At 56.2% G+C, this 21,778-nt stretch carries 19 protein-coding genes and 1 tRNA gene; 11 read left to right on the top strand and 9 right to left on the bottom strand.

Going from position 1 to position 21,778, the window contains the following annotated elements; genetic code table 11:
- Positions 1–57: 57 nt before the first annotated feature.
- A complete protein-coding gene (gene cysE / locus ASN_RS01825) occupies positions 58–858 on the top strand; it encodes a serine O-acetyltransferase (RefSeq protein ID WP_058989055.1) in 801 nt (266 codons plus the stop codon).
- Positions 859–1,464: 606 nt separating this feature from the next.
- Here the strand turns inward: cysE and ade are convergent.
- From ade to groES, 3 genes are all read right to left on the bottom strand, one after another.
- The gene (gene ade / locus ASN_RS01815; RefSeq protein ID WP_058989054.1) at positions 1,465–3,168 is read right to left on the bottom strand and encodes an adenine deaminase; all 1,704 of its coding nucleotides are present in this window, start codon (positions 3,166–3,168) and stop codon (positions 1,465–1,467) included.
- Between the two features lie 228 nt (positions 3,169–3,396).
- Positions 3,397–5,037 (bottom strand): chaperonin GroEL, encoded by a 1,641-nt coding sequence (gene groL, locus ASN_RS01810; protein WP_006557940.1) that lies wholly within the window; start codon positions 5,035–5,037, stop codon positions 3,397–3,399.
- A gap of 54 nt (positions 5,038–5,091) precedes the next feature.
- The gene (groES, locus tag ASN_RS01805; protein ID WP_035379617.1) at positions 5,092–5,385 is read right to left on the bottom strand and encodes a co-chaperone GroES; all 294 of its coding nucleotides are present in this window, start codon (positions 5,383–5,385) and stop codon (positions 5,092–5,094) included.
- Between the two features lie 212 nt (positions 5,386–5,597).
- On the opposite strand from groES, the gene ASN_RS01800 reads away from it, so the two are divergent.
- The gene (locus ASN_RS01800; protein WP_058987033.1) at positions 5,598–6,284 is read left to right on the top strand and encodes a dienelactone hydrolase family protein; all 687 of its coding nucleotides are present in this window, start codon (positions 5,598–5,600) and stop codon (positions 6,282–6,284) included.
- Between the two features lie 128 nt (positions 6,285–6,412).
- Positions 6,413–6,616: a cold-shock protein gene (locus tag ASN_RS01795; protein WP_006557943.1), complete on the top strand. Its 204-nt coding sequence runs from the start codon at positions 6,413–6,415 to the stop codon at positions 6,614–6,616.
- A gap of 425 nt (positions 6,617–7,041) precedes the next feature.
- Here ASN_RS01795 and ASN_RS01790 read toward each other — a convergent pair whose 3' ends face one another.
- Positions 7,042–10,047, bottom strand: coding sequence for an ATP-dependent DNA helicase (locus ASN_RS01790; RefSeq protein WP_058987032.1), 3,006 nt, complete (start codon positions 10,045–10,047; stop codon positions 7,042–7,044).
- Between the two features lie 185 nt (positions 10,048–10,232).
- Here ASN_RS01790 and ASN_RS01785 point away from each other — a divergent pair, with 185 nt between their 5' ends.
- Positions 10,233–11,297 (top strand): NAD(P)-dependent alcohol dehydrogenase, encoded by a 1,065-nt coding sequence (locus ASN_RS01785; RefSeq protein WP_058989053.1) that lies wholly within the window; start codon positions 10,233–10,235, stop codon positions 11,295–11,297.
- Positions 11,298–11,631: 334 nt separating this feature from the next.
- On the opposite strand, the gene ASN_RS01780 is transcribed toward ASN_RS01785, so the two are convergent.
- Positions 11,632–12,459 (bottom strand): inositol monophosphatase family protein, encoded by an 828-nt coding sequence (locus tag ASN_RS01780; RefSeq protein WP_039903713.1) that lies wholly within the window; start codon positions 12,457–12,459, stop codon positions 11,632–11,634.
- A 41-nt stretch (positions 12,460–12,500) separates the two neighbouring features.
- Complete coding sequence (gene efp / locus ASN_RS01775) at positions 12,501–13,067, bottom strand: elongation factor P (protein ID WP_006557949.1); 567 nt, start codon at positions 13,065–13,067, stop codon at positions 12,501–12,503.
- Between the two features lie 160 nt (positions 13,068–13,227).
- Here efp and ASN_RS01770 point away from each other — a divergent pair.
- Positions 13,228–13,317: transfer RNA gene (locus tag ASN_RS01770), tRNA-Ser, on the top strand.
- Between the two features lie 359 nt (positions 13,318–13,676).
- Positions 13,677–14,285 carry a glutathione binding-like protein gene (locus tag ASN_RS01765; RefSeq protein ID WP_058987031.1) on the top strand — a complete coding sequence of 203 codons (609 nt, stop codon included), beginning with the start codon at positions 13,677–13,679 and terminating at the stop codon, positions 14,283–14,285.
- Positions 14,286–14,447: 162 nt separating this feature from the next.
- On the opposite strand, the gene ASN_RS01760 is transcribed toward ASN_RS01765, so the two are convergent.
- Positions 14,448–14,912 carry a lasso peptide biosynthesis protein gene (locus ASN_RS01760; RefSeq protein WP_157765076.1) on the bottom strand — a complete coding sequence of 155 codons (465 nt, stop codon included), beginning with the start codon at positions 14,910–14,912 and terminating at the stop codon, positions 14,448–14,450.
- A 421-nt stretch (positions 14,913–15,333) separates the two neighbouring features.
- Between ASN_RS01760 and ASN_RS01755 the strand changes: the two genes are divergently transcribed.
- Positions 15,334–15,921, top strand: coding sequence for a CatB-related O-acetyltransferase (locus tag ASN_RS01755; protein WP_058987029.1), 588 nt, complete (start codon positions 15,334–15,336; stop codon positions 15,919–15,921).
- Between the two features lie 534 nt (positions 15,922–16,455).
- Here ASN_RS01755 and nfsB read toward each other — a convergent pair.
- A complete protein-coding gene (nfsB, locus tag ASN_RS01745; RefSeq protein WP_058987027.1) occupies positions 16,456–17,106 on the bottom strand; it encodes an oxygen-insensitive NAD(P)H nitroreductase in 651 nt (216 codons plus the stop codon).
- Positions 17,107–17,434: 328 nt separating this feature from the next.
- Here nfsB and ASN_RS01740 point away from each other — a divergent pair, with 328 nt between their 5' ends.
- The gene (locus ASN_RS01740) at positions 17,435–18,574 is read left to right on the top strand and encodes an acyltransferase family protein (RefSeq protein WP_058987026.1); all 1,140 of its coding nucleotides are present in this window, start codon (positions 17,435–17,437) and stop codon (positions 18,572–18,574) included.
- A gap of 179 nt (positions 18,575–18,753) precedes the next feature.
- On the top strand, positions 18,754–19,347 hold the full coding sequence (locus ASN_RS01735; RefSeq protein WP_058987025.1) for a hypothetical protein: 594 nt from the start codon (positions 18,754–18,756) through the stop codon (positions 19,345–19,347).
- 68 nt (positions 19,348–19,415) lie between these two features.
- On the opposite strand, the gene ASN_RS19385 is transcribed toward ASN_RS01735, so the two are convergent.
- Positions 19,416–19,568 (bottom strand): hypothetical protein, encoded by a 153-nt coding sequence (locus tag ASN_RS19385; protein WP_156478931.1) that lies wholly within the window; start codon positions 19,566–19,568, stop codon positions 19,416–19,418.
- A gap of 347 nt (positions 19,569–19,915) precedes the next feature.
- On the opposite strand from ASN_RS19385, the gene ASN_RS01730 reads away from it, so the two are divergent.
- Positions 19,916–20,428: a hypothetical protein gene (locus ASN_RS01730; protein WP_006557960.1), complete on the top strand. Its 513-nt coding sequence runs from the start codon at positions 19,916–19,918 to the stop codon at positions 20,426–20,428.
- A 217-nt stretch (positions 20,429–20,645) separates the two neighbouring features.
- Entirely contained in the window at positions 20,646–21,758 is a 1,113-nt protein-coding gene (locus ASN_RS01725) for a PQQ-dependent sugar dehydrogenase (RefSeq protein ID WP_197603317.1), read from the top strand.
- Positions 21,759–21,778 lie beyond the last annotated feature (20 nt).

The following is a 21,778-nucleotide window of genomic DNA, read 5'->3' as shown; positions in this document are numbered from 1 at the left end:
CCGATGAACAAGGTGCATTCCAATTCTGTTCTATCCAGTCATTTTGATGAGGCCAGCATGGCGTGCGGCCCTCAACTGGAAGTCCTGTGGCAACAGATGATCGCCCAGGCCTGCGTCTGCAATGACCCTCTGGTGCGCGGCCTTCTGGCTACCGGGATACGCAGCCACTCCGATTTTGCCTCCGCACTGGCAGCCCTGTTGGGGCGCAAGCTGGGGGATCGCTCCGTTGCGGCAGATGCGCTCTCTGAACTGGTAATGGAAGGGTTTGAAGCGCAGCCCGAAATTGTCTGCGCTTCTGCCGCTGATATGGTAGCCATTCGGGAGCGTGATCCTGCCTGCCCGGATTACGTGACGCCGTTTCTGTTCTTCAAGGGCTTTCATGCCGTGCAGAGCTATCGTGTGGCGCACTGGCTCTGGCATGAAGGCAGGCGGCATCTGGCCTTGCATCTGCAAAGCCGCGCGTCCGAATTGTTTGGTGTCGATATTCACCCGGCTGCCCGTCTTGGCAGGCGCATCCTGTTTGACCACGGGACCGGTATTGTGGTGGGGGAAACCTGCATTATTGAGGATGATGTCTCCCTGTTGCAGGAAGTGACGCTCGGCGGCACTGGCAAACATAGCGGAGACCGTCACCCCAAGGTACGGCGCGGGGTGCTGATCGGGGCTGGCGCTAAAGTGCTGGGCAATATCGAAGTTGGCGAAGGCGCAAAAATAGGAGCGGGCTCCATTGTTCTGGAATCCGTACCGCCCTTTACCACCGTCGTTGGCAATCCGGCCCGCAAGGTGGGCACCCGTCACTCCGGCATGCCCGCTTTCACCATGGACCAGATGCTACCGCCGATTGACTATATTATCTGAGCGGCTTGCAACGCTAAGGCACCCTGCAATCTGCACGCCTAAGAGAAAGTAGGGAGTGGGAGTGGAAGCAGAGTGTGTTTTTTACACGCACTCTGTTCGCCACGCCGAACACGGGCTTCCTCATTCCGATGGGACAAGGGAACAAGAGACGTTTCTCTCACCAGCGTGGGTAAACGTTCGCCCTAAAGGCTTCTGTTTGTTGTCCCCGGTCCTTCTTTCGCCTGATCCTGATGCTCTTCAAAAACCCGTTCTAGCCCCAAAAATCCCTTGCGTTGCTTGGGACTGGACCTTTCAAATGGCCTCCCAGCCTCCCAGCCTCCCAGCCTCCCAGCCTCCCAGCCTCCCAGCCTCCCAGCCTCCCAGCCTCCCAGCCTCCCAGCCTCCCAGCCTCCCAGCCTCCCAGCCTCCCAGCCTCCCAGCCTCCCAGCCTCCCAGCCTCCCAGCCTCCCAGCCTCCCAGCCTCCCAGCCTCCCAGCCTCCCAGCCTCCCAGCCTCCCATGCCCTCCAGTCTGGGGAGGTGGTAATCGCTTTCTAAAGCCCCTTAAAAAAACAAGTGAGAGGGACGGCGACGGGAGACTATGGCTTTCTTGGGACGTAGGAGAGGGTTCAGGAGAGCACTTCCATTCTGTTCACATCGACCATGCCGAAATCCGTGATTTTCAGGTGGGGAATAACGGGCAGCGGTAGGAAGGCCAGTTGCAGGAAGGGTTCTTCCAGCGTGCAGCCGAGGGTGCGCGCAGCGGCGCGGAGCGTGATAAGTTGGTCACGTACCACTTCAAATGGTGCATCGCTCATCAGGCCAGCCACGGGCAGGGGCATATCCGCCAGAACTTTGCCGTGCTGCACAACAACAAAGCCTCCGCCCAGCTTTTCCAGATGGTTCACAGCTTCTGCCATGTCAGCCGGGTCCATGCCCACTACGCAGATATTGTGACTGTCATGCCCCACGGAGGAGGCAATGGCCCCACTGGTCAGACCAAAGCCCTTCACAAAGCCCCGACCTATGTTGTCGTTATGCCCGTGGCGCGCCACCACACATACAGCGGCAATATCCTGCGTGACATCTGGCAGCACCACGCCCTCTTTGGTAGGCAGATCGGCCTTGAGGAAAGGCGTTATGATCTGGCCCGGTATCAGGCCAATAACGGGGCGTTCTGTTCCATCACCATGCACAAGCATATCAACGGCAGTCACGGGGGCAGGGAGTTGTACGCTGCCAATACCTGTTGCGGGGAGGATATCCCGTGTTTCAAACAGGGCATCATTTACCAGCCGGCCCGCGCTGATCACGTCTGAAACGCGACATTCGCGCAGGTCATCCAGCAGGACAATATCCGCGCGGCGGCCGGGGGCGATCAGCCCTCTGTCCCGCAGGCCAAAAGCCTGTGCCGCGCTGAGTGTGGCACAGCGATAGGCGGCCAGAGGCTCCACGCCCAGAGAGATAGCAAGCCGGATGAGGTAATCCAGATGGCCTTCATGGGCGATTTCAAGCGGGTTACGGTCATCCGTGCAGAAAGCGAAGAACTGTGCCGTCTGCGGTGTGAGCAAAGGCACGAGGGCTCTGAGATCCTTGCAGACGGAGCCTTCGCGGATCAGCACCATCATGCCTTTGCGGATTTTCTCCAAGGCTTCTTCGGCTGTGGTGGCTTCATGATCGGTGGTGATGCCAGCCGCCAGATAGCCATTCAGCTTGCGGCCACGCATAAGGGGCGCATGTCCATCAATGTGGCAGCCTTCAAAGGCTTCCAGCTTTTCTATGCACTCCGGGTCACAGTTCAGAACCCCCGGAATGTTCATGAATTCCGCCAGGCCGATCACCTTGGGGTGTGTGCGGTAAGGGGCAAGGTCTACGGCCCGAAGGCATGCGCCGGAGGTTTCCAGCGCCGTAGAAGGCACACAACTGGAGAGATTGACCCGTAGATCCATGATGGTGCGGGTCGCGGCCTCCGTGAAGTAGTCCAGCGCTGCCCGCCCCAGAACGTTCGCCATTTCGTGCGGGTCGCAAATGGCGGTGGTTACACCATGGGGTAGGACGCAGCGGTCAAATTCAAAAGGCGTGATCAGCGAAGATTCAACATGCAGATGCGTATCAATAAAGCCCGGCACGGCAATGCGGTTCCGGCCTTCAATAATGCGCTTGCCCTCGTACGTGTCCAGCGTGCCGACAATTCTGTCCCCGCACAGGGCGATATCCGTGGGAATAAGCTCTCCGGTTACCAGATCAAACAGCCGGACATTCTTGATGACCGTATCCGCTATTTCAGTTCCGCAACCTTGTGCAATGCGGTTGGAAAGTGTGCTGCCTGTCATGCCTGTTTCATTTCCCCCGTAAAGCAGGAGGCTGGCTGAGGCCTCAGTCTCCAAAAATCCTCATCAGCCCCGATCCGTTATTGTTCCTGATACGGGTGGGGAAGGCAAATGCTGTTTCTTTAAAAGAAAAAGGCGAGGGCAACCAAAGTTGCCACTCGCCTTTCAGGCTTTCCGCCCGTTTCGGAACGCAGCCGGAGCCGCCTACCAAAACGGTAAGGAAAAAGGACCTTAGAAGTCCATGCCGCCCATGCCGCCCATGTCAGGGCCGCCAGCCGGAGCCGCTTTCTTTTCCGGACGTTCTGCCACCATAGCTTCGGTGGTGATCAGCAGACCAGCAACAGAAGCTGCATCCTGCAGAGCCGTGCGAACAACTTTGGTCGGGTCGATAATACCGGCATCAACCAGGTTCTTGTATTCGCCAGCCTGTGCATCGAACCCGAAAGCGTATTCTTTGGATTCAAGCACCTTGTTGGCGATAACCGCACCATCTTCACCAGCGTTGTGAGCGATCTGGCGCAGCGGAGCCTGCAGAGCCTTGCGGATGATGTCACCACCAACGCGCTGATCGTCATTGTGGTAGTGCAGGTGAGACAGGTTGGCAGAAGCGCGGGCCAGAGCCGTGCCACCACCAGGAACAATGCCTTCTTCCACTGCAGCGCGGGTTGCGTGCAGGGCGTCATCAACGCGGTCCTTGCGTTCCTTGACTTCCACTTCCGTGGAGCCACCAACGCGGATCACGGCAACACCGCCAGCCAGCTTGGCCAGACGTTCCTGCAGCTTTTCACGGTCGTAGTCAGAGGTGGTTTCCTCGATCTGCGCACGGATCTGCTTGCAACGGCCCTTGATGTCGTCAGACTTGCCAGCACCATCAACAATGGTGGTGTTTTCCTTGTCGATACGCACCTTTTTGGCGGTGCCCAGCATCGGCAGGGTAACGGTTTCCAGCTTGATGCCCAGATCTTCGCTGATCACCTGGCCACCGGTCAGGATAGCGATATCTTCCAGCATGGCTTTACGACGGTCACCAAAGCCAGGAGCCTTGACAGCAGCAATTTTCAGGCCACCGCGCAGCTTGTTGACAACCAGGGTTGCCAGCGCTTCACCATCAACGTCTTCTGCAATGATCAGCAGCGGACGGCCAGACTGCACAACGGCTTCAAGCAGCGGCAGCATCGGCTGAAGAGAAGACAGCTTCTTTTCATGGATCAGGATGTAGGGGTTTTCCAGATCAGCCGTCATCTTCTCCGTGTTCGTCACGAAGTAGGGAGAGATGTAGCCGCGGTCGAACTGCATGCCTTCAACCACGTCCAGTTCTGTCTGGAAGTGCTTGGCTTCTTCAACCGTGATCACGCCTTCGGAGCCAACTTTCTGCATGGCTTCGGAGATCATCTGACCGATTTCAGATTCACCGTTAGCGGAGATCGTGCCAACCTGAGCTGTTTCAGCCGGGGTGGTGATCTTCTTGGTGTTCTTCTTCAGTTCTTCAACAACCGCAGCAACGGCCTTGTCGATACCGCGCTTGAGGTCCATCGGGTTCATGCCAGCGGCAACGGCCTTGTGGCCTTCACGCACAATGGCCTGAGCCAGAACGGTTGCAGTGGTCGTGCCGTCACCAGCGATATCGTTGGTTTTGGAAGCCACTTCGCGCAGCATCTGTGCGCCCATGTTTTCGAACTTGTCAGCAAGTTCGATTTCCTTGGCGACGGACACACCGTCCTTCGTGATGCGGGGAGCGCCGAAGCTCTTGTCCAGCACAACGTTACGGCCTTTGGGACCGAGCGTGACCTTAACAGCGTCTGCAAGGATGTCGACACCGCGCAGCATACGCTGGCGTGCGTCACCACCAAACTTTACGTCTTTGGCAGCCATTGAAATTCTCCTGTGAGGATCAGTTAAATATTGAAAAGCGGATCAGGGCGTCACTCAGGCGGAAATAATGCCCAGAATGTCGCTTTCTTTCATGATCAGCAGCTCTTCACCGTCGATCTTCACTTCTGTGCCGGACCATTTGCCGAACAGGATCTTGTCGCCAGCCTTGACATCAAGCGCTACGATCTGCCCCTGCTCATTGCGGGCACCCGGACCAACTGCGACCACTTTGCCTTCCATCGGCTTTTCTTTGGCCGTGTCAGGGATAATAATGCCGCCAACTGTCTTCTCTTCGCTTTCGAGACGACGGACGACTACTCGGTCGTGTAAAGGACGAAACTTCGTCATTATGGATCGCTCCACATTCATTTTTGCTGCGGTGGCGCCCTTGTCTGGAAGCGACACCACCTGCTTTTACCGCGCGTAACGAACGCCGCGTTGCGTTAGCACTCCCACCCCGGGAGTGCCAGAACAGGAGATAGGTTTGTCCTCCCCGAGAGTCAAGAAATGTGGAAAACTTTCTTCCAGTTTTAACACTTCACGCAAAAGGAGTCGCCGCCATGGGGCATGCAATCACACTACAGGCTGAGGACGGACACAGCTTTTCAGCCTATGAGGCAGGCGGAGCGGATCTGCCCTATGCGCTTGTTGTGGTGCAGGAAATTTTTGGCGTGAACGATCATATCCGCCATGTGTGTGATGATTTTGCGGCTCGCGGTTTTCATGTGATTTCGCCCGCTCTGTTTGACCGCGCCCAGCCGGGGACGGAGCTGGCGTATGACAAGGCCGGAATTGATCAGGGCCTGGCTCTTCGTGCCCAGATTCCCCCGGAAAAAACCTTGTTGGATCTGCGGGCGAGTGCGGCTGCGCTGGCGCATAAACGTGGCAGCGGGCGCAGCAAACCGGGCATTATCGGCTATTGTTGGGGCGGCACGCTGGCATGGCAGGCCGCAACCCATACGCATGATTTTGCAGCCGCTGTCTGTTGGTATGGTGGTGGTATTGCCGCCAGCCGCAACGAGACTCCGCATTGCCCGGTGGAAATGCATTTTGGCGGGCAGGATAGCAGTATTCCTCACATGGATGTGACCGCCATCAGGGAGGCGCAGCCGGGAATTGAAATTTTCGTGTATGACGAGGCAGGGCATGGCTTTGGCTGCGCGGAACGCTCGTCTTTCAACGCGGAGGCCTACCTTCTGGCGCAGCAGCGCAGTGTGGCGTTTCTGGAAGCGCATCTGAAGGGCTGAAACTGCCGGAATCGCGCACAGGCGGGGTATTTTGATTGACATTCCCGCCGCTTCATGAGCGGATAGAGGGGTCCTGTAGCCGGCATATGGTTGCCCGGCAGGAGACTATCAGGGAAAGTTACCCGCCTATGCCGACCGGTACAGTAAAATGGTTCAATGCCACCAAAGGCTTTGGCTTCATCGCTCCTGATGATGGAGGCAAAGACGTTTTTGTTCACATCACCGCTGTTCAGGCTGCTGGCCTGCGTGGTCTGAATGAGAATGAGAAGATTTCTTATGAACTCGTGACAGAGCGCGGCAAAGTGGCTGCTACAGAGCTCAAGCCTCTCTAAGGCTGCCTGCGGGGCGAGGGCGTTTACGCAACCTGCTCCGCACTCTCTGCAGAGACTGTCTGTTGGTTTCGCTAAAGCCGTGCCAACTGACACCTGTGGCACGATCTGGCAAGAAAACGCTACGTCGTTATTCTTGGTGGTTCCTGTTTGTCTCTGCTACACATTTTGATTATTCCAAAAATTATTTGAAAAGCCTGTCAGTTTTGTGCGGCAGTTTTTCTGCGTTGGATGATGTTGGTGTTTTTAAGCCAATATCCTTGCGCTGAGCTTTTCTATTCTGCTTTCATTACAGGTGGAAACGCACGCTGTTTCCGATTGCTGAGGGTTTAGACGCAGCCTTTTGACTTCAGCATGCAAAGCCGCCTCGTAAGGCATGTTGTCACGCCCCGAGTTGTCGCGTCCAGAGCGCGATGGGCCATCGCCGTTCAGTTTTGAGGCGTGCGTGGCAGAAAGTTTTCAATTTCCCGTGCTGTGTCCGCCAGCCCCATCCGTCGCACTTCGGCCCCCGGTGGGAAGGCTGAGAGCAGGCGCGAAGGCGTTCTGCGATCCAACAGCACAAAAACACCCCGATCTGACTGGCTGCGGATGAGCCGTCCAAACGCCTGACGCAGTCTGAGGCGGGCAATCCGGTCATCATATCCAGTTGTATCGCCACCAGAGAGATGAATGCGCCGTTCACGGTGCAGAATGTCAGGCCGGGGCCACGGAACACGCTCAAAAACCACCAGTCGCAGGGCATTTCCCGGCACATCCACACCGTCCCGCATGGCATCCGTACCCAGCAGGCAGGCATGTTCTTCCGTGCGGAAAATATCCACCAGCGTTGCGTTATCCATTGCATCGACATGCTGCGCATAAAGAGGCAGGCCGCTTTCCTCCAGCGCAGGCGCAATGCGGGAGTGAACGCCGCGCAGGCGCGATATGGCGGTGAACAGCCCGAGCCCTCCGCCACCAGAGGCCTGAAACAGGGTGCGATAGGCGGCAGCCAGATCGGCAATACTTCCATGGTCTATGTCGTTGACAATAAACGTGCGCGTCTGCCGGGCGTAATCGAAAGGACTACTCAGGCTGGCCCGAATGGCGGGGGCCGGAAAGTGGTTTGCTCCGGTTCGGGCTTCAGCCGCTTCCCACGCACGTTCCGATTCTTCCGAGTAAAGGTCTTCCGTCTGTCCCTCTTCTGTCGGGGGTTTGCGCGGGGTGTCAGACTGATCGCGCAGGGTGGCGGACGTAATCAGCATGCCCTGTGCAGGCATGGCCATAACCGCAGCAAAAGGCACGGTGGGGTCCAGCCAGTGGCGGTGCAGGCCTACATCCTGCTCACCCATGCGCTGTTTTTCCCGACGATCCAGTCGGATGAAATGAATGTGGGTCGGGGTGGCATCTGCTGGCGGTGGGTGATCCAGCGCGTCCAGCATGGCAATCCAGGCGTCCAGCCGGGTAATGGCCCGGCGGCGCAAGGCGCGCACCATAGCCTCAATTCGCCCTCGGGTGACGCTGTCCAGACTTTCTGCTTCATCCTGCAAACGGGCGTGCAGGCGTTCCGCTAGAATGCGGAGCGGTTCTGCCAGCCGCCCCAGTGCCCGCGCCAGCGCCTGCCCGGCCTGTGCAAGGTCGGGCAATAAAGGGTGCAGGTCACATTCCAGCGCGCCGTAGGCATGGTCTGCGCGCCCGCGTTCCTGACTGCGCGCCAGAACCTGTTGGCGCAGCAGTTTGAGAAACATCTCGGTCGGGTTCTCAAGCACGGGCTCAACGGCATTCTGCACCATGGGGAAAAGGCCATCTTCTCCCTGTGCAGGCACGTCTTCGGCGGGATGAGGCGGTGGTTCGTTCTCACCTTCTGTTCCGGCCAGCCGCGTGGACCAGCCGGGGGCGGGCAGGGCGTGCGCCGCCATCAGGGCAGCGTCCAGCGGTGTTTCCAGCTTGGGCAGGCCGACCACCAGATCATCCAGCCGCCGCTTGAGGCCGCGCGCGCGGGAACGGCGGCCTTCCGCGCCCAACAGCCAGCGCCGCAGTTCCGCAGCTTCCAGCCCCGAGAGTTCGGCGGAAAAGGCACCGTCTGCCGCATCTGCCAGATGATGGCCTTCATCAAAAACATAGCGGGAGGGCGTGCTGTCTTCTTCACCTTCTTCCGAATCATCCGCCATGGCGTTTTCAGAATAGGCTGCTTGCGCCATCACCAGCGCATGATTGGCAATGACCAGATCTGCCTCCCGCGCCCGGCGGATGGTATGTTCCACAAAACAGCGCTGATAATGCGGGCAGGCACCGTGAATACATTCGCCGCGCCTGTCCGCAACGCCGGTAATGTTGCCGTGGCCAAACAGGTCTCCAAACCAGCCGGGCAGGTCTCCGCCTGTCAGATCACCATCAGCGGTGGCGCGGGCCCAGCGGGCGAGCATCGCCAGCGCAATGGTCACGCCTGCGGGGCGGGAGGCCGCACTGTTGACGGCTTCTTCCATGTTCAGCAGGCAGAGGTAATTCTCGCGCCCTTTGCGCAGCACCACATGCCGGCGGCGTGTGGCGTCATCCGGAAACAGGCGGTGCGTTTCCTGCTCAATCTGGCGTTGCAGGTGGCGCGTGTAGGTGCTGATCCACACACTGCCGCCATTGCGTTCCGCCCACACGCTGGCGGGTGCGATATACCCCAGCGTCTTGCCCGTTCCCGTCCCGGCTTCCGCCAGCACCACGGCGGGATTGCCGCGCATGGTGCGAGGTTCGAACGCAGCGGTGGAGACACTGGCAAAATCTGCCTGTCCTGCGCGGCTTTCAGCCCCTTCGCCCAGTAGCATGGTCAGGCGGGCGCGGGCTTCGGCTGACGTGATGGGATGAGACGCCGGAGGCGGGCGTGGGGCAACATCCTCCCATTTGGGCAGCACGCGCCACACGCGCAGGGCGTCTCCTGGTTGCATGGCGTCTTCTGGCAACTGTCCGCGTGGTCCAAGTTTTTCATGCAGGCCGAGCGTTTCCGCGACAGTTCCCGCCCAAGGCCAGCCCGCTTGCCCCAGCCGGACGGTTAGTGCGGCCAGAAACTCTGCTTCCGGGCTGCTTTTGTGGCGCGCGAGTTCCGCCAGCATCAGGGAGGTCAGAAGAGGGAGCAGATCAGCTTCCGCCTGCCCAATTCGTTCCTCTTCTACCCCAAGGGCGAGGGCCAGCCCACGCGGTGTTGGGGCGACGGAACGGGCCGGATAGACAAAGGCGAACAGTTCCAGCAGGTCCAGCCACGGGCAGGGTTGGCCTGGTGCATGCAGGCCCAGTTTGCGGGCGAAGGCGGGCGCATGCACCACCAGCGGGCAGGGCATGGTTTGCAGCCGCTCGCGTATTTCCGCGATGGAAAGGGTGAGAAATTCCCCATCCTCCGTCAGCACGGAAATGCCGCGATGATGCGCTGTGAGCGCGGGCGCATCATGCGCAGAGGGAAAGGATGACTGCATGGAAGCCTTACTCTACGCAAGTTGGGGCGTACGAACCAGAGGCTATTCCATATGGTGAAAGCCTGATGCCCACAGTGCGCTGTTTCTGAAGCGGGCCTGATACCGTATGATCACCCCAGTATTTTGTGCGGGAAGGGATGGATATCGCCTGCCTGCTTTTGCTCTCAGTGGAAAAGGACAGACACGTGTTTTCCTGTGTTGGTTATGCTGCTTCCAGTGCTACGGCTCCCTTGGAAGCCATTACGTTCGAACGGCGCGACTGCGGCCCGCGTGATGTGCAGATAGATATTGCCTATTGTGGTGTCTGCCACTCCGATATCCACACGGTGCGCAGTGAATGGGGGCCGAGCTTTTACCCCTGCGTGCCCGGCCATGAAATTATTGGGCGTGTGGTCCAGACGGGCGGAGATGTCACCCACTTTAAAAAAGGTGATCTGGTGGGTGTGGGCTGCATGGTCAATTCCTGCCGCCATTGCCATTCCTGTGAAGCCGGGCTGGAACAATATTGTGATGCCCTGCCAACCTGGACATACAACAGCCCGGACCCGGCTTTCCCGAAAGAAGGGGCCCATACCTATGGGGGTTATTCCCGCAGCATTGTGGTGGATGACCATTTTGTGCTGCGCGTGCCTGAAAATCTTGATCCTGCCGCCGCTGCGCCGCTTCTGTGCGCGGGGATTACCACGTGGTCTCCGCTGGCGCACTGGAAGGTGGGCAAAGGGCACCGTGTTGGTGTTGTCGGGCTGGGCGGCCTAGGTCATATGGCAGTCAAGTTTGCTGTGGCGCTTGGGGCGGAAGTTACGTTGTTCACGACATCCCCCAACAAGGTGGAAGACGGCAAGCGGCTGGGCGCACATCGCGTGGTGATTTCCCGAGATGCCGAGGCCATGCAAGCGGAAGCCAATCGCTTTGACTTCATTCTGGATGCGGTTTCTGCCGAGCACGACGTGAACGAATATCTGGGCCTGTTGCGGCAGGATGGGCACATGGTGCTGGTGGGGCTGCCGGAAAAACCCATGTCTGTGGGGGCGTTCACACTGGTGGGCAAGCGCCGCAGCCTGGCCGGGTCAGCCATTGGCGGCATTCAGGAAACGCAGGAAATGCTTGATTTCTGCGGCAAGCACAACATCACGGCCGATATCGAAATGATCAAAATGAATCAGATCAATGAGGCTTATGAACGCGTCCTGCGCTCTGATGTAAAATACCGGTTTGTGATTGATATGGCGTCCCTGCCAGAAACGGCGTGAGAGAAAGCCTCAGAAGTTTGGGCGCAGTCTCATGGGGAGCAAAGTAATGTGGGACGCCGAAGGGCGGTGTTGAGTGGCACGCGGGGAAGACGGGCGCAAACACGGCCTTCAGTCACACATCGTCCTCTAGACACTCTACCCGGAGAGGCCGAATAAGCTGGTCAGGCTGATCTGTTAAACCGTACTGCGTTTCCTGATGGGCTGTTTGAAAAGTCCATCAGGGCAGTCTGCCGTCTCTTTTTTTTAACGCGAGGTGGAAGCACCTAAAAAAGAAGGCCGCCCACAGTAAATGTGAAGGCGGCCTTCTTTAAAGCTGGAAATGGGAAAAGTGGCTTCAGGCGTCCTGAAGGCTTTCCGCAACCACTTCAAGCAGCTTGCCGTGCATGTTGGCGTTGCCAGCCACAATCATCACATCGTCCGGCATGTCATCCAGATCCTGCCCGGCGGGGTCAGTTACCTGACCGCCAGCTTCACGCACGATCAGGATGCCTGCTGCGCAATCCCACGGTTTGATGCCAAATTCCCAGTAACCTTCGTACCGGCCAGCCGCAACCCATGTGAGGTCCAGAGCCGCGGCACCAAAGCGGCGGACACCGGCCACACGCGGCATCAGGTGGCCCATCACGCGGGCGAAGGGCAGGCGCTGCCGTGCAGGGACCTTGGCAAAGGGGATGCCTGTTGCAAACACGGATTCATGCATGTCCCGGCGTGCGGAAACACGAATGCGCCGTTCGTTCAGGTAAGCCCCGCTGCCTTTTTCCGCCCAGAACATTTCACCTGCGGCCGGGTTGTACACCAGCCCGGCTGCAAGTTCGATCTTTCCATCAGGCAGGCGGCGTTGCAGACCAATGGAAATGGCCCAGTGCGGAATGCCGTGCAGGAAGTTTGTGGTGCCGTCCAGCGGGTCCACAATCCAGCGCCACGTCCAGTTATCACCGCCTGAAGCGCCGGATTCTTCCATCAGGAAGGCGTAGCCCGGGCGAGCCCGTTCCAGTTCTTCGCGTATGGTCTGCTCTGCCCGAAGATCTGCCTGAGAGACAAAGTCACCGGGGCCTTTGATGCTTACCTGAAGCTGCTCGACTTCATTGAAATCGCGCAGGAGACGCTTGGCTGCTTTTTGGGCAGCTGTCTGCATCACCATCATGACGGGGGAAAGACGCATGGCCACTGTGTTTTGTCCTGCTCTGGAGTGGTGCTGAAAGGTCAGTCTTTGGCGCGTTCTACGTAAGAGCCGTCTTCTGTTCTGACGACAACCCGTTCGCCCGCTTCAATGAAGGGGGGCACCATGGTTTTAACACCATTGGAAAGTTTGGCCGGTTTGTAGGAGGAGCTTGCCGTCTGCCCTTTGACAACGGGGTCCGCTTCTACAATTTCCAGCGTGACCTGCGGGGGCAGATCCACGCCAACCGGGTCACCTTCAACAAGGTGGAGGTTGATGGTCATGTTGTCCTGAAGGAACGGTGCCTGGTCACCCAGCAGATCAACCGGGATCATGTACTGCTCGAACGTTTCCGGGTCCATCAGCACAAGCGTTTCACCATCGGTGTAGGAATACAGATATTCCTTGTCCTCGGTCATCAGCCGTTCAACGCTGTCAGCGGTACGCCAGCGTTCGTTGGTTTTGTTGCCGGTTTTAAGGTCGCGCATTTCCACCTGGATGAATGCGCCGCCTTTGCCGGGGGTGATGATCTGCTGTTTCAGCACCGTCCAGCGACGGCCATCATGCTCGATAACCTGTCCGGCCCGGATCAGGTTCGCCTGCTGTTTCATAACTCGTCCCTGAATGGATTGGGTATTAAAGAACGGCGTTCTACAACTCCAACCCCGTAAGAGCAAGCGTGAGGGCAGTGAAACCCTACAAACAGTTTCTGCCCACACCCCCGCTAGACAGAAAAAGAAGGCGTGTTTATAAGACGTTCGACCTGATGCAGGAAGGGTGGCCGAGTGGTTGAAGGCTCCAGTCTTGAAAACTGGCGTGCGGGTAACCGTACCGTGGGTTCGAATCCCACCCCTTCCGCCATCAGGGTAAAAATTCTCCGATAAAATTTAAGAATAAGCCGGTCGGCTGAAGAAGCACGTTCTTCTCATGCGTCTTCTTGCAAAGGGTTGCTGGGTAGCAATCTGGCAAAAAGAAGTTGGTGTTTTTTTAGTCCAGTTGAGTCTGCGCGTCCTGGTGGCTTTGGGTAGAGTGGTCATCCGCACGCCTCCTGCCCAAATAGTCGGGGTTGAGAGGAGCGGGGCATGTTCCGGCTGCCAAGAGATCAGTGCAATGCTCCAATTCTTCTCAGCTCCGGGTATTTGTGCAACGCTTCCCGGTAGCAGGATGAGCGTCTGCCCGTTCTGCATCCTTCGGAAGCGTTGAAACTAAAGGGCGTCACTATGAAGCTGTATTTCTCACCAGGTGCGTGTTCTCTCGCTGCTCACATCATGCTGAACGAGACCAGATTGCCTCATGAGCTTGTGAAGGTGGACCTGAAAGAGAAAAAGACAGCCGATAATCAGGACTACACAGCAATCAATCCGCGTGGTGCTGTTCCGGCACTCGAAATTGCTCCCGGTGTGGTTCTAACGCAAAATGTTGCCGTTCTTACCTATATTGGCCAACAGTCTGACAACACGGAATTTCATCCGGTCCCAGATAGTCTTGAGTTTTATCGACTGCTTGAAGCCTTAGGGTTTTGTGAAGACGTGCATGGCGCGATTGGGGCATTGTTCGCCCCCAATGTGCCGGATGCCACGCGCGAAAAGCTGATGGGTCTTATTGGGCGTCGTCTTGCACAGGTAGAGGCCATTCTTGATCGTGGCGATAATGGCTACCTGTTGCCCGTTGGTTTTACACAGGCCGACGCCCTTATGGCGGTCATTCTGAATTGGACGACCCCTCTCAAAATCGACATCTCGGCTTATCCCAAGGTCAGTGCCCTGCGGGACAAAGTCTTCGCTCGCCCAGCGGCTCAAAAAGCCCTGAAAGAAGAAGGGCTGATCTAACTACTCCATGTCTTGGGCCTGAGCTGGATAGGGCGGCCTCGGGTCAGGATTTTACGGCAGCCAAAAAATAACGGTTGCCGTAAGGGGGTGGACGGAAAAGCAGGTAGCGGCGCTCATAACGTATTGCGACTGGGCGCTCGCCGGATGCTAATCCACCCGATACTATGTCTGACCGCAATACGTCAGCCAGCGGGCCCAAATGGCCTCGACAGCATTGATGCGACTGGCAACAAAAGCGGGGAGGGCTGTATCCTCAGTGCCCTCGGCATATCGGCGGTCTCCTGTCGGAACGACGATTACGGGCGCAGCGCCGAACTGATCGGCAGTAATATCAATGATGTAGCCACACGCTTCCACCCAGGCGTGACTTTGCCACTGTCCATTTGCATGGAAGCCAATAGGCCCAAGTTCAGGGCCGTCTTCAGAGTGGCGCGGCACTCCTGTTTTCCAGGTTGCTGTTATCCCAACGTGCCTGAGGGCTTTCACAACAAACAGACTGCTACGACCACACGTAGATTGGGACGGAACAGCAGGAAGCTTGCCTCCCCAAGCGGTGTGCCATTCGATCCACACCGGCTCAAGGAACGAGCGTGCTGTGGTTGCCATCTCGATCAGGTGCTTCTGCATATCGATAAGCTTACGGCGGAAAATGGTCTTATGAAAAGATCGTCTTGCAAGCGCGTCTCTTTTGGTCAGGGAGGAGGCGTTGCGGTGGACGACATGAATTACCCAAAAAACAGAGCCCCGAACGCTTATTCACCGCTCTCCTACTCATGGTCGCGAGGAAGACAGGAATGTTTGTGAGACAGTGGACCGGGGAATGATACGCCGGAGGGAAATTGCAGACGCAGATAAGAGGCTAATTGAACGGTCAGCAGGAGGACTGGTGAGAGATTTTTGAGGCTGAAAAGGCGGATATAAAGGCGCGACGCTGGCGGGTGGCACGAAATTTTAACGTATTCCGCCCTTAAAAGACCTGCATACTGACTTGGCAGATTGTTCAAACCGCCGTTCAGGTCAAATTGTATCAAGGAAAGGGGGCCGCTGAATGTCTTACGGGAAGAACGCTTTTTCATTACTTCTCCGCTATTCTCTTGCTCATGAAATAGATGAGTGGGGGTGGGAAATCGGCCCACACAGTTACGGTGCTAACGGTTCACCTGTTGTTATTGAAGCGCAGTATGCCCGGCTCAGAATTGGCGATTATTGTTCCATTGCCCAAGAAGTGCTGATGATTCTGGGAAATCATCGGCCGGATACCGTGACAACGTACCCTTTCAAGGATCTGAGTAGTTTCTGGCCAGAGGCTGCAGACGCAACGGACGATCATTCCACCAAAGGAGATATCGTTCTCGGTAATGATGTCTGGATTGGAGCACGGGCAACCATTCTCTCCGGTGTTACCATCGGGCACGGGGCCATTATCGCAACGGGTGCAGTCGTCACCAAAAACGTGCCGCCTTATGCAATTGTGGGCGGCAACCCGGCGCGTGTTCTCAAATATCGTTTTCCCGAAAAAATCATTGAACGCTTGCTGGCAGTGGCGTGGTGGGACTGGCCTGAAGACGTGATACGCGAGCGGATGCCAAAATTGATGAGCGACGATATTGAAGGCTTTCTCAAAGATTTTGGGTAGTCAAAGCCACCGACCATTACGCAAATCACCCTTTGCGAAACTGCCATCATAGTGGCTCTTGGCAGAAAAGGAGGGCAGGGGTTCGCCAGAAGCGTGTGATGGGGGAGTATTTTTTCTCGCCATCCTCTTACCCTTCATAGTCGAAGGCATGATCCGCTTCCTGCGAGAGGGACTTGAAAAGTCGCGTGTTGAAGACAGGCACAGGCTTGTTGAGCCTGACAAGATCGCTCAGACGGCATGAGGCGGATGCGGAAGGATGGTGATCCAGGCCGTCGTTTACGTGCAAAGAGGACTGTAAGCTCGGTTGGACCGCTTTTTCGATCAGACTATTGCCTGGCTGCAAGACGCTATCTGCAAAAGATGCGACTGCACAAACAGGATCAGATGAAAGGAAAACAGCCTGAACGGACTTGATTTCCTGCCTCGCTTTTTCTGGCAGTTTGTTCCGGGCTGTTTTGTCTTGTCGTGGTCCTTGCGCCGGATTGGCCCCTCAAGCGTGAGACTTGAGGGGATGCGCGGTCAGGAAGGCACCATTTACAGGGGTGTAAAGATGGCCTGTTCCGGCAGGCGTGATTTGGGAAGCCGGGCGTTGAAATCTGCATCGGAATGGTATCCAAGCGAGACAATAACCACCGGTGTCAGGTCTTTTTCTTTCAGGCCCAGTTCTTCTTCAAGAATGGACGCCTCAAAACCTTCCATCGGGGTGGCATCCACGCCAAGGAACGCAGCAGAAAGCAGAAGGAACCCTTGCGCAATGTATGTCTGCTTTTGCGCCCATGTTGCCACGTCTCCAGCCTGCTCATGAAGGCCGACAAAAGTGGCACGGCCCTTCTGCGCGACATCCCGGGCTTCATCGGTCGCAAAACGGCCGTCAGCCTGTTCCTGCGCGCCCAGTGTCTGAAGATAGTCGGGAGAGAGGGTGTTCCGCGCGCAGAGCACGATAACGTGGGAGGCATCCAGAACACGGTTTACATTGAAGGAAAACACGCCACTGGTTGCTTTTGCAATCCGGGCTTTCCCTGCATCATTGTCAGCAACAAAGAAATGCCAGGGCTGCGAGTTAACGGAAGACGGGCTGTAGCGCAGCGCTTCCAATAACTGAGTCACGATACTGGCAGGAATTTTGCGGTTCTTGTCGTAAGCTTTGGTTGTGTGCCGATGGGTCAGGGTTTCCAGAAGGGTCACAACATATCTCCTCGCTAAAACAGAATGGTCTGGAGAACCAGAGCGTTCAGGTTAGAAGATGCGGGACAGGAGAGATAGGGGGGATAAAGCGGGTCAACACCACGGGAAATGGAGGTCTCCTGTCTCTTTCTTCCCTCTCGCCATTTATTTTTTTCGCCTTGTAAATCCGTGCCCGGTCTTTGCCGTTAAGGCCTGAGGGTCAGCTACTCGGCATGTTCTCCTCCGACCCTTCTTTTCAGAACCAGACTACGCGTTTGAAAGACTTATTACAAAAAATAGCAGGCGTTTCCGCACATAATAAAAACCGTGGGCGTGTGAGTATTTCAAAATGGACATTGCAGGAAAAGTGGTGAGTAACCGCCGGGAAGAGCTTGATGCCCTGCGCGGTATTGCGGCTGTTGTTGTGCTGCTGCACCATGCACACTGGTTGTGGCCGCCCCCTTGGGCCTTGCCAGACAGTCTGCTGCTTCACACGCCTTTGCGCATGATTGCAACAGGACGGGCACCGGTACTGTTCTTCTTTGTGCTGAGTGGTTTTGTGCTGACTCTGGCTGTGCAGCGGCGCAAATCCTTCAGAATGACAGACTGGTACTGGCGAAGAACGCTGCGCCTTTGCCTGCCCATTACCGCGGGCCTGCTGCTTTCCCTGCTTCTTTATCATTTATGCAGGTTTCATCCCATTTCTCATCGGCTTAATCCCTTTTTCTGGCAGGCTCAGTGGGGGCGGTTGCCAACTTGGACGGACTGGTTTGAAGAAACGGCTCTTCTTGGCGATGCCACAGGAACAGGATACCCGCTGGATGCCGCAGTCTGGTCTTTAGCCCATGAATGGCGAATTTCTGTTTTGCTGCCGTTGGTTGTGATCTGGCGCCGGGCCTGGATACCCACCATTGCGGTGTCTGCCCTTGTGTCCGTGGTGCTTATTTTTTCGGGGGAGGTGGCGCCGGATATCACTCTGGGCAGAGGTCTGATGAACGGGCTTGCATCGACGCTTTATTTTACGGTCTTTTTTGCAGCGGGTTACGCCATGGCGGTTTCGGGCGCGCGGTTGCCCAAAGGAAAGACTATCCGGTTTGTGGCCTGGATGATGGTTCTGGCTGGCTGTTCCATAGGGCGGGATAGTGTGGTGCTGCTTGGCTCCTGTGCCCTGATCGCGCTGGTCAGTGATCCCGCATCCCGGTCATGCCGTTTGTTGCGGGGCGGTATCTGGCAGGAACTGGGGAGAATTTCCTATAGCCTGTACATTACCCATCTGCCGGTTTTTCTGACTGTTGTGGCGTGGTGCGGGCTGTTTATGCCCCCGGTGGAACTGGCCGTTGTGAGTATTGTGTGTGCTCTTCTGGTTGCCACGGTTTTTTTCTGGACCGTGGAAATGCCAGCGCATCGGCTTAGCCAGTTTCACCGCAAAAGGATCGCTCCTCCTGTTCTGGGGGGCGACCTGCCGCCCACCGGCCCCACGCCATTGTAAGGCTTTTCAAATATGATGTACGGCTGGCTGGTTTTTCTTATGACTGCTCTGTGATCAATAGAGGCTTCATGGCGTATGTTGCAGGCTGGCTTTGGAGGGCGGAATGGTCTGAACTGTCGTGATGTGACCCCGGTGGACGAGAAACGCATAAACAGTTGCCGGTCAGGAGCCTTCCGAGGATGCCTTCACACTCTTTGACGTCCCCTGAAATTTTTCAGCATGTTCGCATCGTTATGGGTATGGTTGTCGGGTTGAGTGTTACCCGACTGCTCAATGGTCTGGTTCGTATCATTCAGCATCCGAATCAGACACGGATCTACCCGGTTCATATTGGCTGGGTTCTGGCCCTGCTGCTGATGCTCCTCCATTTCTGGTGGTGGGAGTTGTGGCTGGTTGAACTGCCGGTCTGGACGTTTGAGACTTATCTGTTTCTGATTATCTACGCGATTACTCTGTTTTTTCTAAGCGCGTTTCTATTTCCGGACTCAATTAGTGACTATACAGGGTATGAGCAGTTCTTTATTGCCCGCCGCAAATGGTTCTTTACCTTTTTTGGGCTGACAGTTGTGTTTGACCTGATCGATACCTTGATCAAGGGGCCAGCCCATTACGCTATGTTTTCAATCGAATACTGGTTTCGGGTGCCCGTTTATCTTGTTTTGTGCGGTATTGCGATTGTGTCTTCCAATCGTCGGTTTCATCTGGCTTTTGTCATGCTTGGACTATTTTATGAAATGTCCTGGATCATCCGCCATTTTGAAACATTGCAATAACGCCACGGCACAGTGGAACGCGGGACGCTCCGCCGTGCCTGTCTGGCAGGGCTTTAATGGCCCGTTTCTTAGTTACAGGTCTGGATGACAGACTTTACACCGTCACGCGCCTCAGGATTTTCACCGTAAAAGCCGGGGCAACTGCTGTGATAGAAATTTTTGCAGCCAGAGAGCGCCAGCGCGATCAGGGCCATCAAGACGGTTTTCTTTCCTGTGCTCATGATCACGTTCCCTCCCTTGAATGCCCTTTGGTCCCATCGGGGGAGGGCTGATTGCGCCACCATTGCGCCATGAGGGTGAGAAAGCAAGGGGAGAGCGGCGGCAATGCCACCCGGAGGGGCGTTTCGTAGGACGTGCGTGACCTTCAGGCCATAACATATTCCTCACACCACCGCACTATACAGCCAGAGGCACAGATGCGCTGGCCCATGCTTGGGGGCAGAGAGTACCGCCTGAGTACGCCGTAGGGTGCGTTATGGCTGGCATGTCGGGGGGCTCTATCTCTCTTGGTAGGTGCACACTAAACAAGGGGCTGGTTTGCATAAAGTGGAGATGGGGGCGGTTCCGCATGGCTGTGACGTGGGGCGATTTTCAGGCTGTTGTTCAACTTTCAGCCGGGTTGAACGTGGCTATTCTCAGCTTTGTGGATATCAGTCTGCCTGCCATCAAGGAGCGCAGGCGCGTTTTTGCCAAGGCGCGGCAGGAACTGGATATCTACCGTAAAAACCCACACAAGCGTACTGTTGAAGACAAGGCTGTGCATGCTGAAGCAGTAGGAGAGGTGGATCGTCAGCTTTTTGACTTGTGGAAGGAGACATCCGCATTTGAAAGCATTGAAGACTCTCTTATGAAATCTACTGGCGTATTCGGGTTTTTTGGTGCAGTGCTGAGTATCAGTCTTCTATGGTATTCCGCCCTGCATTATGAAGAAAACATCTCCCTTGCAGGGGAAATTCTGACTGTTGTGTCATTCTTTTCTCTGGCTGGTGCTTTTCTGATCAATTTTTTCACAGCGTCCAAAGCCTCCCAATATGCCAAACGCTGCAATGATCTGCGCGAGCATATGCGAAAAAAGCTTTAGGGAAAGGACGTTTTTAAATACGTTGCTCGGAGGTTCTGGCTGTCCTGATGGTCTGGTGGCTTAATTCTGGTCAAAAAAGACATTTATTCATTTTTTCTCCAGAAAAACGTCATAACGTGTAATCTTTTTTTTCTGCTTCTGCGTTGCTGCAGTTGTGCAAAGCTGTGTTTGCTGAACATCATGGCCGATACAGCGTTTTTCTGGGGGAGAAAGAGGAATGCGGTCTGTCTGGCTGGGTATGGCGTGTGGTGTGGCAGTTCTCCTGCCCTTGTCTGAAGCAATAGCCGCTCCCCCTGTGGATCGGTTGGAGGTGCCTCCCGGCTTCCATATTTCGGTTTATGCCGCCCCGGTTCCAAGCGCGCGGGAAATGGCTTTGGGGGCGCGGGGAACCGTTTTTGTCGGGTCCATGTCGGCGGGGAAAGTTTACGCGCTCTCCGGCTTTCAGGATGGCAAGGCTACCAAGATACGAACCATCGCCTCCGACCTGAGCATGCCCGCAGGCGTCGCCTTCCATAATGGGGATCTGTATGTGTCTGACATCACCCATATTCTGGTGTTACGGGACATAGAAAACCATCTGGATGATCCGCCGGAACCAGAGGTTGCTGCCGATAACCTTCCGTATGAGGAAGGGGATCACTCCTGGAAATTCATAGCGTTCGGGCCGGATAACCGCCTGTATGTGCCTATTGGGTCACCGTGCAATATCTGTAATGTCGGGCAGCAGTTTGGCCGCATCATCAGCATGGAGCCAGACGGGACGGATCGGAAAGATGTGGCATATGGTATCCGGAATACGGTTGGCTTTACCTGGCGACCACAGACAAAGGCTTTGTGGTTTACGGATAACGGACGGGACATGATGGGGGATGACCTGCCATCAGATGAACTGAATACCGTAACAACGCCCGGGCAGTCCTTTGGGTACCCTTTCTGCCATCAGGGCGATGTGCCGGACCCGGAATTTGGCAAGAAATATGCGTGTTCGGACTTTACGCCGCCCGCCGTTAAACTGGGGGCTCATGTGGCCGCACTGGGGCTGAGGTTTTATGAAGGAACCCAGTTTCCATCATCTTACAAAGGGGCTCTGTTCATAGCCGAGCATGGGTCATGGAACAGAAGCAGGCTGTCTGGTTATCAAGTGGTGGCCGTGCCGTTTGGCAAGGATGGTAATCCGCTGGCACCGCAGACTGTGGTCAGCGGCTTTCAAAAAAATGAGCATTCCTGGGGGCGCCCCGCCGATGTGCAGCCCTTGCCCGATGGAAGCCTGCTGATCAGTGATGATAAAGCCGGGGCGGTGTATCGGCTGACATATGGTTCCGGGCAGTAGAAAACCGTAGGAAGGCTAAC

Origin of the sequence: Acetobacter senegalensis (assembly GCF_001499615.1) — a bacterium.
GTDB classification, from domain to species: Bacteria; Pseudomonadota; Alphaproteobacteria; order Acetobacterales; family Acetobacteraceae; genus Acetobacter; species Acetobacter senegalensis.
This window is presented reverse-complemented; position numbering and strand designations above follow the sequence as displayed.